The organism is Shewanella sp. (assembly GCF_048265805.1).
Lineage (GTDB): Bacteria > Pseudomonadota > Gammaproteobacteria > Enterobacterales > Shewanellaceae > Shewanella.
Genome location: NZ_JBLXAT010000007.1, coordinates 149,762 through 162,181, shown reverse-complemented (window position 1 = coordinate 162,181; position 12,420 = coordinate 149,762). Strand labels below are relative to the sequence as shown.

The following is a 12,420-nucleotide window of genomic DNA, read 5'->3' as shown; positions in this document are numbered from 1 at the left end:
GTAGCAGGAGGCGGAACATCACTGGGTGTTGATGCAGATACTCTTGCCAATCACTGGCAGGCCAGTGGCGTTCGGTGGCCATGGCTTCGTAGAGCCGCGCAGTTTGTTGTTCAATGATCTGTTTGAGCTCTTTTTTACAGCTGCTAAACCATGTTTTGGTTTCTTTGACGGACGCTTCATCGTCGTCTTTGCGTGGCTGAGGCAGGGCTTTGAGCTCTTTACCATCTTCATTGAGCAGTTGGAACTTCAAATCATCGCTCAGCTGCAATGACAGTGTGCGTTTACCGTAATTGAACGGCGTGGGCCCTTGGGTATTTTCAAAACCGGCGGTTTGGATGGTGCGGTCGGCCAGTTCATGGGTGGTCCAGCCGTTACGGTTAGCGATTTGTTCCACCAACTGCCGCGCCAGCTCTTGTACTGACTTGGTGCGGTAGCGCCGCGCCAGCGCCAGAATGAACTGGATGATCACCGGATCATCAATGTTAGCGACGGCGCTGAGCATCGCTTCAATCTGGGCGCGGCGCACATAGTGCTGCTTCATGAAGGGTTGGATCAGCGCTAACAGCTCGTTTGGCTTGCCGCCCGCAATCAGTGCCAGTAGCCCTTTCTCTTTGATGGCGCTGCCGAACAGTTGCTTTTTACGTGTTTGAAAGCAGGCGTTGTAGGCATCTTCCAAAGTACGTTTTTGGTATTCAGTGCCCCACTCGTATTGTGCCCAGCGTTGATACATCGCAAACTCATTTTGCTTGTTGGCTTCAGCGTATTCATGGGCTTCTTGGTCGCTAGGGCCGCGAGTATCCTGGCTAATAAATGCCGCCAACAAAAAGTGCGCCAGTTGGGCTTGGCTAGCGTTATCTAACAGCGATAGATACAAGCGCAGTAGGTTGTTGCCTTCTGGCTGATTCAGCTTCACGGCCAGTACACACCACCAGTAGATGGTGCTCGCTGCCGCTGGCTCACCAGTGGCAAATTGGCAGGCGGGCAGAGCGCTTTGCTGTAGCCATGCCATGCTTTTCGGTGGCGCTTTTTTCAGGCCTAATGCCGCTTCGGCAGCTAATGCCGCTGATGAGGTAAATTCGCTAATATCACCGCCACATAACTGTAGCGCTTCTAATAGTTGCGCACGGGTGGCAAGGTCTTTCTCTTTTTTGATGGCTTGCTGCAAGGCGGTTTGCGCATCGGTTAACTGCAGTTTGATCAACCATTGCGCAGCAACACTGCGAGTATCTTTGCTGCTAGATTGCAGCCCCTCAGCGACTTTAGCGGTGATGATGCCGTGCTGTTCGGCGGTAAGCTGTGCTTGTTGCCGCACCAGTTTACGGCTATCAAATGCCAGTTGATAGACCCGCTGCAACCAGTGTGCCGGCAATTTTGGAAAATCGGCTAGCAGGAATAGCGCCTGCGCTGTCACGCCAGCTTCATCGTGATTATTACTGTTATTGAGGCGGTCAATAATGAGCGAGCCACTTTTATCTTGTGGTGTGCTCTGCGTGGCTAACTGGCCGTCTAAGGCGAGTTCCATCGTTTGCGGATATTCAGCAAACAGTGGCCACAGCGGTAATGCTTCCAGAGCTTGTGGCAAGGTGCCCGTTGGGTTGCCACGTAGGTTAAGCAAGTGATTAGTCAGAGCCGTGGCGCCAAAGCGAAATTCTTGCAAGAACGGCAACAGTTGCCGCACATCACTGATGCTGTTTTGAATGATCTTGCTTGCGTTGTCGTTATCTAATAATCGATGCAACCAGCGATTTTGTGGCCCTACCAACATGAAAAAGTGCGGCAGTTGTACATCGGGTTGCTGCAATAATTTGGCATGACGAATGATAGTGTCGAGGGTATCGGAACTGGGGGGTTGTCCGTCGGCTAACTGCTGTAACCACTGGGCCACTTGGTGGCGAGTAATCGCTTGGTACGCTTTCAATTTGGCTTGATATCTGTCCAAATACCTCGCTCGGTAGCTGTCTGGTGCGGCTTGTTTGGCATCTTCGATATCCGCTTTGGTCTCGCTAATCATCTCCTGCAAGGCTTGCATGCAGTCATCAAGCCAATGGGCGGGAAATGTTTTATCAAAGCTCACGGTGCTATAGCTGGGGAGTTCCCAGCTAAAGTTTTCGCTTTGTTGCTTGAGCTGGCACTGTTCAAGTGTTTGGCTGAGGAGTTTCTTCACCGAGGCGACTTTTTCAGTGGCGAGCCAACTTTCAAGTAATGGCTGAGCTGACGCACAGTCAGCTGCCGTAGCCACCCAATAGCCGCGCGTGGCGGTATTTGCCGCAAGGAAATGTTCGCTTAGGTAGTTCAGCCGTGTGGTTTCATCAATTTTATTCAGAGTGTGCAGTGCTGATTTACGTACTTTATTGGACTTATCTGCCGCAAGTTGCAGTAGCAACGGCAGTAAATCATTACTGAGTTGTGCTTGTTCGGCTAGTACATTGCACAGGGTGTTGCGTCCCTCAGCATGCAGTTGTACCAGTTGTTGATAGTAGGCAGGCTCGGCGCAGATAGCAGGCCAATCCGCCTGTTTTAGCAGGTAGTTGGCGTAGTCATCGCCATAGCGCCAGTGGGTACGTTCGAGAATGTAGGCATCGATATACCACTCTGGCAGTTCAAACTCACGCAGCACTGCCAGTAATTCTTGGCGGTTAGGGAGCTGGGCGATCGCAGCTTCATCATTGACCGCTTCCACATGGTCATTAAGAAACACCAGCAGATGCGCAAACCAGCCGTCAATGTTGGATTCGACATGACGCAAGTGAACCCGTATCCCCAGTGCCTGATTCACCAGTGCTAACCGATGTAAAAACGCGGGCTGGTGCGTTAGCTCATCAGCAAAGGCCTGCTGCATGGCGGCTAAGATTTTCTCATCTCGCTTATAGGCATTATCGGGCGCAAAGTGCCCCGGCATGTTGCTACCTTTCCCAGCGGTTAATTGGCCTAGCGCATGGAGGCAATCGGCGCCTTCGCCCGTATTAAGATAGTGGGCAACTTGCTTTGCGAGACCTTTTTTGCTGGCATCATAGCCATGGCAAGCGGTGGTAAGCAGACTTTCGAGAGAGGTTGGTTGAGGAACGAATTTGCTTATAAACGTCTTAAGCATGAACAACTTCCTTGCATCATGCCACGCTTGCGCGTGGGCTTCCTAAATATCCATAGATTTCGGTTGGAAATCATCGAGCCGCAAACATACCCAGCAACGCGTTTGAAAACAACCCTAAATTAGTAAAGATGAGGACAAGCGAAGCGAGCTCCTAGGGGAAATCCGCTGCACAAACCTGCGCATCGTTGCATGACGGAGGCTTGTGGATAAATGTCGTATTAGTGTGCTTGCGTAGCGCGCCAAGCGGCAATTTTAGGCAGGAGTTGTTGCCAGCGTTGTAGGCTATTCTCGCGCCAGACTTGGTCGCGATCGTAGTAGATCTCAAATGCAGCAACGTGCTGCGGTAGTAGTACCCACGGCAGTTTGTCGGCGGTAAAAATATGTACGTCAGGGGGCAATGCCTCTGGTGTTACTAAGGTGCCGACACGCACAAATTTTGTTAATGGACCGCTGCCCGCATAATGGCTCCACAGCGCGACATGGCAGTGAGGACAGCGTGCAATTTGCTGCCCTTTGCCACTGTTGGAGGGGGTGTTCACTAGCACAGGCTCGCCACTCAGCAGTTGCACTTGGTCGGCTTCAATCATAGCGTTAATAGCGAAGGCGGAGCCCGTCTCTCGGCGGCACCAGCTGCAGTGACAACAATGGACGACGAGCGGCTCACAGTTGATTTGGTATTGAATATAGCCGCAGTCACATTGACCGCGTAATGGATATTGGCTGGGCATTTTGGATGCGCTCCTTGGAACGGTGCGAATAAGTCCAGGGTGTGCTCTGCGATGAAGTATACGCTGCGGCATCCCTTCATTAGTCAACATCGCCATGCACCAGCATGTCCGCAGTTAGCTTGCCAATCTGTTACAAATCCAGAGTGTGGCGAAGACGTATTCGAACCTTGTTAGTAATAGGGTTGGACAATCTAAGCTCGCTTTGCCTTACTGACGGGATACAAGACGGACGACCTTTGCTGATGATAATTTCAGCGCGCGAGTGTCATTGGCATGTTAGCTAGCGGCTGGTTGCATGCATAGCAGTATTTGGTCGAAATTGTGCGGTTATTGCAGCCTTGTATTGCTATTTTGCTGGCGCTGCCATAGGGTTGACGGTTATTGCGGGAGAGGTTTAGGAAACTCAAATGTATGATAAAAAACGCCTAATGCAGGCATCTTTGCTGGCATTGTCGCTCAGCGCGACGGCGGCCAGTTTTTTTAGCTCGGCAGCATCATTGCCAGCGGTTGAAGCAAAAAATGGCATGGTGGTGTCTTCTCAGAAGTTTGCTTCTGAAGCGGGCGTAGCAATACTCAAAATGGGCGGTAATGCGGTTGATGCGGCGGTAGCCGTGGGTTATGCCCAAGCGGTGGTTAACTCCTGCTGCGGTAACATTGGCGGCGGTGGCTTTATGACGCTGCATATGGCCGATGGCTCAGATCACTTCATTGATTTTCGTGAAATGGCCCCCGCCGCGGCAAGCGCCAACATGTACCAAGATGAAAACGGTAACCTGATCCCACATGCTAGCTTACTTGGATGGGGCGCCGTGGGCGTTCCGGGTACCGTACGTGGCATGGAGATGGCGCTGCAAAAATTCGGTTCAGGCAAACTGACCCGTGCACAGATTATGGCGCCGGCAATCAAGTTAGCCCGTGAAGGCTTTATTTTGACCCGTGGTGATACGGATGTGATCGACACTAGCCTTGAGAAAATGCGTGGCGATAAACAAGCCGCCAAAATCTTTTTGCGTCCTGATGGTAGTCCGCTGCAACCGGGCGATCGTTTAGTACAGAAAAATCTGGCGAAAACCTTAGATTTGATTGCTGCCAAAGGCCCTGATGCGTTCTACAAAGGCGACATTCCTAAAGCGATTGAGCAGGCATCAAAAGCCAACGGTGGCTATCTGACGGCGAAAGATTTTGAAAACTACGTCGCTAAAGAGCGCGAACCGGTGCGTTGTTCTTATCGTGGCTATGATTTTATCTCGGCACCGCCACCCAGTTCAGGCGGCACTACCATGTGCCAGATCCTGAATATTTTGGAAGGTTATGATCTGAAGTCTATGGGTTACGGCTCAGCTGATGCGATTCACTACACTGCCGAAGCGATGCGCCACGCGTTTGTCGATCGTAACAACCTGCTAGGTGACCCTGATTACGTCAACGTGCCGATGGATAAACTGCTGAGCAAAAAATACGCCGCAGAGATCCGTGCCAAGATCGATCCGGTTAAAGCTACCCCATCAAGCGAGTTAGGCGCTGGCATTCCGCCACATGAAAAGCCACAAACGACGCATTACTCTGTGCTGGATAAAGCCGGTAACGCGGTATCAACCACTTACACCATCAACGGCCGCTTTGGCGCCGGGGTGATGGCACCGGGTTATGGTTTCTGGATGAACGACGAGATGGACGATTTCACCTCAAAAGTGGGTGAGAAAAACATGTTCGGGTTGGTACAAGGCGAAGCGAATGCGATTGCGCCGGGCAAACGCCCGCTGTCATCGATGTCGCCAACCATCATCACTAAAGATGGCAAAACCTTTATGGTGGTAGGTTCGCCTGGTGGCTCATTGATTATCACTATCACACTGAATACCGTAATGAATGTGATTGATTACGGCATGACGCTGCAAGAAGCGGTTAACGCTCCACGTATTCACCAACAATGGCTGCCAGATGTGGTGATTTACGAAACCCGTGGTATTTCACCTGATACGCTGAAAATCTTAAAGGAACGCGGTTATAACATGGTTGAGAAAAAACCATGGGGTGCGGCCGAGGCGATTATGGTGGGTTTGCCAAGCGTGATTAAAGAGGAGCAAGCCTCCAACCTGAGTGACTCTGCCGTATCAGGCAAAGTACGTGAAGGGTATATCTATGGTGCTAACGACGCCCGTCGCCCACAAGGGGCGGCAGTAGGTTACTAAGCCTTGTAATCTAATGAAAAGAACCCAGCCAATGCTGGGTTCTTTTGTTTCTGAGACCCATTTGGTCAACCGTTAAAACTACTCCAATGCTTTTTCGTGTTTTTGTGTGAACAGTATCCGTGCCATGTACCACACTACCGCGATGTTCACCGCCAGTACTACTGCGGTTAGCACGTTGGTACGGACCAATAGCTCATAGATTTCAAATGGTAGGTAGATAGCGCCACTGGCTAAGGCAAACCATTCCGTCCAGAGGTAAGCTTTCCATAAGCCATAGGCTTCAATAAAGCGGATAGCCGCGTATGCAAATGCGCCGATAGCCACTAGGCCAACATCGTGATTTGGTATGTCGCCTACGGTTTGAATAAACACACTCGGCAGATGGCTGGCGGGATTGAGATGCGCATGGGTGACTAATGACTCGGCTAACTGTTGTAGGTTGCGTCCGGCCAAAACATGAAGGCCGCAGCCAACCAGCAATGACAGCACACCTTTAAACGCTTCTAACGCGGCAATCACTTTTAAGCCTTTTTTGGCTGTTGCCATCTTATTTCCTCAAAGCTGGGCATATATTCGCTTTGTCTATTTTATGTCGAGTTAACCGTAAACCACCATTAACATCGCCACTGGTTAGCGTTAATTCGAGTTTAATAATGCTCAGATTTGGCGCTGCGCGTCAGATAGGTGATGGGATTTAAGTAGAACGCCTTCTTGTATCCTTGTGTGGTCGCGTCCATCAACCACACATAAGGTATTAACGATATAAGGCTGTAGTGCAGATGTGGCGGTTTACCTTGGGCATTACCCGTCGCACCGACCGTACCTATTTGGCTTCCTTGCGGGATGAAATAATGTCCATCAGTGTCGATACTGGCAAGGTGAGCATAGTAGTGCAGGCGCCATTTCGGCCCGAGTGCGATGATCACGTTACCGCCTTTGCGCCATTGCCCTCGATATAAAATCACTTGATGGGTGGCACTGATGACAGCTGTGCCTTGCGTCGCAAAGATATCAATCCCTTTGTGGACGCCGGAGGTGCCCCAAGGTTCATACCAAAAGGTGTTGCTGTTCCAATCGGCGCTGGTGGCGTGTTGCACCGGGATCGTGCGTGGTTCGGGGATGACGAAGCCTAACACAATGATGATGCCCAACAGCAGCAGTATCCGTTTTACCATAGTGATGTATCCTTGCTATGTCGTGCTCAAACGATGTTGTCTGCCAATACTTGTGTTAGTGCTGGTTGGTTGTGGTTGTGTGCTGCTGAAGATAGGTGATGATTTCAGCAAACACGCCTTGCCTAACCTGCTTGTTGAGCTGCCCTGCTAAAAAGTCGGCGATGTCTACACTGCATGCGCCAGACGCGTGGGCAAAGCGGCCAGAGGTAAACCATAGCTTGTTATCATCGGTGATGTACACGCTGTACAACTCTCCATTGGGAATATCATTGCGCCATTGCTTTAACTGCTTTGGTGGTTGGTAGGGCGCTTTATTTTGTGGTGCCATCGCTGTGCTATTTCTCGGTCTAGTGCTAATTAAGGCTGCAACGCATGTAGCGGATGCCGTATTGACATGCAAATGTTGACATCAGCTCGCTTCATTCTGAGTCAGCTTGTCTATCTGTACATGCTTTTCACCAGCGTCATGCATCACTCGCTCAATGATCGATTTAAGCCATTCAAATTCTGCGGGATCACTGAGATCGGGATTATCAGGGATAGCGAGGATGTAATCGCTGCCAACCTCCTCCACATAGGCAATGTCTACCAGTCGATGGAAGGCGTTTTCCGCCTTGGCGATCGATTCAATCTGAGAGATTTTAATGAAAGCCATGGTCATTGAGCTAACTCATATTGTTTGAATACTTGATGCACTTTAGCTGGGGTCATTTTATTGAAATCGTCTTGGTAGTAATAGGTTGCATAGTCAATGAACTCTTTCGCCGTGGTTCTGATTGCAGCTAGTAGCCAGTTACTGCCGTCATCCTCGTTGTTTGGAAACTCAACAGGGCCTTGTTGCCAGGTGCCCGTATTGGTGGTGCGCCAAAAGCAGAAGGTGACATCATCCCTCTCGAACGCGTCGTTATCCAACATGGCTAACAGCTCCGCGGGAGCGCCATCGTAAATGCCGGGCCAGATGCCATACTCCTCTTGGGCATAAGGACTTACCTCAGATTCATGGTCGAAGCCTTTGATGAGTATTGCGTCGCCTTTGATGATGATAAGGAGGTTATCACCACCGCCATTGTCATAGGTGGCGATGTCTATGCCGGGTTGCCAGTCAGCTTGGTAAGCGAAGCTTCTTATATGCGCCTCTTCACACAGTGCAATATCTAACGTGGCACAGGCTTTAAGGGCGGCAATCAGTTGTTTGTTGGATAGGGTGTCTAATTCCATTTTGACGCTCATTTTGTTGCAGAACCATATCAGTTTGGCCCCTAGCGGTTTAACACGGTGACGAATCTCATAGATTTTCTATTAGAAAGTCTATGAGATTCGTGGGTTCAATATCGATAATTTCATGATGGTCAAACTGTTTGAAAACATAACCATTGTCGGTACGTTGGTAACCAATCATTCCACCAGAGTAATCATCACCAACCAAGATACAGCCTTCTAGTGCGGTGGCCGTGGCTGAATCAAATATTTCATCGGGGCTAAGGGGACCACCGTAGATAACGAATCCCATCTGACCATAACTGCCGTAGCCAAGCTCTTTTAACAAGCAGAGGTATTCTGCGGGAAGAGCTGGAAAGTCACTTAGGTACTTAGCTAGCTGGTCATCGGTAGCCTTGGTGAGGTTTGAATCTGTGAGCTCAGCGGTGACCTTATCACCCAATGTTTGAATGGCGTTCATAAGCAATGACTTTTCCTTGAGAGCGCAGAGGTAAAAACTCGCGCTGATATCACTTCCTTTCGGGCAACAAACTTATCACCTTTTTTCCTATGACTCTATGCGTGTCAGCTTGCCAGCACGTTTTTAGACCGATTACTTAACAACTTGTTAGGGGCTGTTTATCTTTGCTGATTGTTTTTGCAGCAGGCAGCGCGTGATTTAGGCAAGGCAGGTGATGTGCCGTGTAGTTATTCTCCACAAACAGCGCCTAACGCTGAATAAATTGCGCGCTGTCGCTGCCCGAAGGGTTCATTTAAACGCACTCTGAACTTTGTTGCGCCCAGCTTGCTTAGTTGACTAAGCGTCGCTGGTCTCGCCTCGTTCATAATGCGTTTAATTTGAACAAAAAATAAACACTAAAGATAAACAGCCCCTCGCATTTTTTGATGTTGCTGCTGATAGCAGCACGAACGCTAAACATCGACAAACCCGAGCGGTGGGTTGAGTGCATGGCAGTGTTGTGGTGAGTCGAAAAACTCAGGGCATAGCGGAGGGGGCTCGCTCCTTGCCGATGGATGTGGTGACGTAATGGCGGCGTCAATCTCGACATAACGAGCCTTACCTGCGCTATCTCACTTGCTGCTAAATCACACCGCTTGTGCCGTGTTGCTACCTCTCTTAAAAAAATGCTGTATGACCGCTGAAGAATCCACGCCAGCCGCTAACAAAAAACCTATGAATGCAGTATCTTGATAAGATTCGGCAAAGGAAAGGCAGTATATGAGCGCGATCGATTTTATTCGGCAGCAGGTGATGGCAGATCGAGAGGCAGCATTGGCGTTAATTCGTAATGTGCAGCTGATGTCGGCTATTGATACGGCGCGTTTAAACCATGCTTTGCTCAATCTGGCCGAGTTTGGTCGTATCGCATTTCATTTCCATCCTGATCACCTTGATACCCGTGGCTGGCCAGTGATTGCTGGCTTGTTGCATGATGGTATTTATCGCACCCAGTTTGAAACCCGAGTATCTACTGCAAAATTATCACCGCAGCTGGGTGGCGCGCGCGATCATTGGGAAAACCAGCAGTTCGGTAACTGTTATGTCGGTGCTCGCAATCGGCCGAAATATGGTGCGTTGGATGTCGGGCTGCATCAAAGTGGTGCTGCGGCGCGGTTTGGCAGTTGCTATTTGCTGTCGACACCAGCGCTGATGGAACAGTGCAGTTTTTGCTACTTAGACTCCTGCCGCGAGCCGCGTGAACGTGGCACCTTAAACAGCTTTGAAAGCGTGTTTGCCGCGCTGTTTAACGAAAGCTTTGAGCGTGATACTGCTCTTGGCCGCTATCCGCTGCGTCCCGCAGCTTTGGTGGCCTATCTGTGTGATCAGTTACCACAAGGGGTCGCAGCGCGATTTGCGCAGCCGCTGAGTCGTAACTTAGATCATTATGTTGAGGCGCAATATCACGGTGAACTGCAATTAGCGCGGGATGTGACCCATTTAGTGGCCGACAGTTGTTACCAAGGCACTGAGATTGGCGAGCAGATGGCACAGTTGTGCCAACGTTATAATTTGCAGTTGGGCTGGCATCAGGGCTATCGCATGGCGGTGGAGAGCGTGCCGAGTGATTTTCGTGGTGCACGTATGCCAGCGTTGGCGGAAAAAGTAGCGCCCAATGGTGAACTCTCCGCCGCCGCTATCGGCGCTGCGGCCGCATCGGTCAGCCGTCAGCCTAAACAATGGCGCGAGTTTGGTAGTCAAGGCGAGGTGATGCAGTTACTCAAATTGTTGTGGCATGTGTTGGTGCGTTACGGCGCGGCGAACCCCGCGAAATAGCGTTCATCTTGCATGAAAAAGGGAACCCATCGGTTCCCTTTTACGTTGATGCCTTAACGGTTGGCGTTGCCTTTAGGCTTGCTGCCATTTGCCTGATTTCTACCACGGTTGCTTGGGCGACCATCATTCTGACGCGGTTTAGCGCCGTCTTTATTGGCCGTTTGATTGTTATCCCGTGGGCGACGGTTATCGTTACGCTTAGCCGCAGGCTGGCGTTCGTCGTTACGGCCTTGGCCGCTATTCCCCGCAGTATTTTTACTCGAATTGTTACCTGCACGTTGGCGATTGCCATTATCACGCTGCGGCTTGCGGTCGCCCGCTTGATTGCCTGCACGATGATCCCGTTGTGGTTTACGACGTTCACCGCCGCCATTGGCATCGGCTGGTTTTGCGGCGTCATTGCTATCCAATAGCACAGTTTCTTTTGGCTTTTTGGGCTTCTTCGGTTTTTTCGGACCGTTGGCACGTAAGCGCGTTTCCGCCAGTGGTTTGCTGGCTTCGAAGCCGGCCAGTTCTTGTCGTGGAATATGTTGACGCAGCAAGTTTTCGATATCGGCTAACGATTTCAGCTCTTCATCGCACACCAATGAAATGGCATGGCCAGACGCTCCAGCACGCCCAGTCCGGCCGATACGGTGAACGTAATCTTCCGCCACGTTAGGCAGCTCAAAGTTAACCACTTGCGGCAGTTGGTCGATGTCCAATCCGCGGGCGGCGATATCGGTGGCTACCAATACCCGCACTGCGCCCGATTTAAAATCGGCCAGTGCTTTGGTGCGCGCGCCTTGGCTTTTATTGCCATGAATTGCTGCAGCGGTAATGTTGGTCGATTCCAGCTTTTTCGCTAGACGGTTGGCACCGTGTTTGGTGCGCATAAATACCAATACTTGCTGCCAATCTTCATCGTTGATCAGTTTGATCAGCGCGTTGGTTTTGTGACCTTTATCCATCGGATACAAGGTTTGAGTGACGCGCTCAGCAGTGCTGTTAGGTGGCGTAACTGACACTTGAACCGGATTATGGACGATGCCCTTAGCCAGTTCGCGGATCTCGTCCGAGAAGGTGGCACTGAACAGCAGGTTTTGCCGTTTCGCTGGCAGCAGCGCCAGAATGCGGCGAATGTCATGAATAAAACCCATGTCCAGCATGCGGTCGGCTTCATCCAGTACCAGCATCTCTAGCTGGTCAAATTTGATCGCGTTTTGCTGATACAGATCGAGCAAGCGGCCTGGCGTTGCTACCTGAATATCGACACCACGGCGCAGCGCCAACATCTGCGGATTGATCGACACCCCACCAAATGCTAGCGAATGACGCAGGCGCAGGTTCTTACTAAACAGATCGACGTTTTCGGCAATTTGCGCGGCCAGTTCACGGGTGGGTGTGAGCACCAAGGCGCGAATATGACCTGCTGCTGGGCGACGGCCTTTATCGAGCCGTTGCAGCATAGGTAGCGCAAACGCGGCAGTTTTACCTGTGCCTGTTTGCGCGGCGGCCATCACATCACGGCCTTCAAGTACGGGCGGAATAGCTTGTGCTTGGATGGGCGACGGAGTGGTGTAGCCCATGTCATCGATTGCGTTAAGAATGGGTGCGGATAAGCCGAGAGAGGCAAAACTCATGCAGAATACTCAGTTGATTGGCGCAAAGCCTAGAAACAATTGGCCTGTATTAGGCGGGCCGCAAGTGTAGCTCAAAAGCGTTGGCTAAGCTATGTCACCTATGCGTTACTTGGCATTAT

Annotated in this window: 11 protein-coding genes; 2 read left to right on the top strand and 9 right to left on the bottom strand. The window is 50.8% G+C overall.

Annotated features, from left to right (window positions below; genetic code table 11):
- Positions 1-3,091: DUF4132 domain-containing protein (locus tag ACN0TT_RS07345; protein WP_417761490.1), on the bottom strand; the 3,091-nt coding region annotated here is incomplete at its 3' end.
- 218 nt (positions 3,092-3,309) lie between these two features.
- Positions 3,310-3,819 carry a GFA family protein gene (locus tag ACN0TT_RS07340; RefSeq protein WP_417761489.1) on the bottom strand — a complete coding sequence of 170 codons (510 nt, stop codon included), beginning with the start codon at positions 3,817-3,819 and terminating at the stop codon, positions 3,310-3,312.
- A gap of 407 nt (positions 3,820-4,226) precedes the next feature.
- Between ACN0TT_RS07340 and ggt the strand changes: the two genes are divergently transcribed.
- Positions 4,227-6,011, top strand: a complete 1,785-nt coding sequence (ggt, locus tag ACN0TT_RS07335; RefSeq protein WP_417761488.1) for a gamma-glutamyltransferase — start codon at positions 4,227-4,229, stop codon at positions 6,009-6,011.
- Between the two features lie 78 nt (positions 6,012-6,089).
- Here ggt and ACN0TT_RS07330 read toward each other — a convergent pair whose 3' ends face one another.
- From ACN0TT_RS07330 to ACN0TT_RS07305, 6 genes are all read right to left on the bottom strand, one after another.
- Positions 6,090-6,557: a DUF2127 domain-containing protein gene (locus ACN0TT_RS07330; protein WP_417761487.1), complete on the bottom strand. Its 468-nt coding sequence runs from the start codon at positions 6,555-6,557 to the stop codon at positions 6,090-6,092.
- 101 nt (positions 6,558-6,658) lie between these two features.
- Complete coding sequence (locus tag ACN0TT_RS07325; RefSeq protein WP_417761486.1) at positions 6,659-7,186, bottom strand: M23 family metallopeptidase; 528 nt, start codon at positions 7,184-7,186, stop codon at positions 6,659-6,661.
- A 55-nt stretch (positions 7,187-7,241) separates the two neighbouring features.
- Positions 7,242-7,514, bottom strand: a complete 273-nt coding sequence (locus ACN0TT_RS07320; protein WP_417761485.1) for a hypothetical protein — start codon at positions 7,512-7,514, stop codon at positions 7,242-7,244.
- Positions 7,515-7,595: 81 nt separating this feature from the next.
- Positions 7,596-7,847 carry a hypothetical protein gene (locus tag ACN0TT_RS07315; RefSeq protein ID WP_417761484.1) on the bottom strand — a complete coding sequence of 84 codons (252 nt, stop codon included), beginning with the start codon at positions 7,845-7,847 and terminating at the stop codon, positions 7,596-7,598.
- Positions 7,844-8,404, bottom strand: coding sequence for a hypothetical protein (locus tag ACN0TT_RS07310; protein ID WP_417761483.1), 561 nt, complete (start codon positions 8,402-8,404; stop codon positions 7,844-7,846). Before ACN0TT_RS07310 ends, ACN0TT_RS07315 begins: the two co-directional genes overlap by 4 nt.
- 67 nt (positions 8,405-8,471) lie before the next feature.
- A complete protein-coding gene (locus ACN0TT_RS07305; RefSeq protein WP_417761482.1) occupies positions 8,472-8,864 on the bottom strand; it encodes a hypothetical protein in 393 nt (130 codons plus the stop codon).
- A 759-nt stretch (positions 8,865-9,623) separates the two neighbouring features.
- Between ACN0TT_RS07305 and ACN0TT_RS07300 the strand changes: the two genes are divergently transcribed.
- Positions 9,624-10,679: a DUF3626 domain-containing protein gene (locus tag ACN0TT_RS07300; RefSeq protein WP_417761481.1), complete on the top strand. Its 1,056-nt coding sequence runs from the start codon at positions 9,624-9,626 to the stop codon at positions 10,677-10,679.
- A gap of 53 nt (positions 10,680-10,732) precedes the next feature.
- Here the strand turns inward: ACN0TT_RS07300 and ACN0TT_RS07295 are convergent, their stop codons facing one another.
- Positions 10,733-12,301, bottom strand: a complete 1,569-nt coding sequence (locus ACN0TT_RS07295; RefSeq protein ID WP_417761480.1) for a DEAD/DEAH box helicase — start codon at positions 12,299-12,301, stop codon at positions 10,733-10,735.
- Positions 12,302-12,420: the final 119 nt, after the last annotated feature.

Bases quoted from the DNA above. Each gene is read 5' to 3' on its own strand.
- ACN0TT_RS07340 (WP_417761489.1), bottom strand. From the start codon at position 3,819: ATGCCCAGCCAATATCCATTACGCGGTCAATGTGACTGCGGCTATATT.
- ggt (WP_417761488.1), top strand. From the start codon at position 4,227: ATGTATGATAAAAAACGCCTAATGCAGGCATCTTTGCTGGCATTGTCG.
- ACN0TT_RS07330 (WP_417761487.1), bottom strand. From the start codon at position 6,557: ATGGCAACAGCCAAAAAAGGCTTAAAAGTGATTGCCGCGTTAGAAGCG.
- ACN0TT_RS07325 (WP_417761486.1), bottom strand. From the start codon at position 7,186: ATGGTAAAACGGATACTGCTGCTGTTGGGCATCATCATTGTGTTAGGC.
- ACN0TT_RS07320 (WP_417761485.1), bottom strand. From the start codon at position 7,514: ATGGCACCACAAAATAAAGCGCCCTACCAACCACCAAAGCAGTTAAAG.
- ACN0TT_RS07315 (WP_417761484.1), bottom strand. From the start codon at position 7,847: ATGACCATGGCTTTCATTAAAATCTCTCAGATTGAATCGATCGCCAAG.
- ACN0TT_RS07310 (WP_417761483.1), bottom strand. From the start codon at position 8,404: ATGGAATTAGACACCCTATCCAACAAACAACTGATTGCCGCCCTTAAA.
- ACN0TT_RS07305 (WP_417761482.1), bottom strand. From the start codon at position 8,864: ATGAACGCCATTCAAACATTGGGTGATAAGGTCACCGCTGAGCTCACA.
- ACN0TT_RS07300 (WP_417761481.1), top strand. From the start codon at position 9,624: ATGAGCGCGATCGATTTTATTCGGCAGCAGGTGATGGCAGATCGAGAG.
- ACN0TT_RS07295 (WP_417761480.1), bottom strand. From the start codon at position 12,301: ATGAGTTTTGCCTCTCTCGGCTTATCCGCACCCATTCTTAACGCAATC.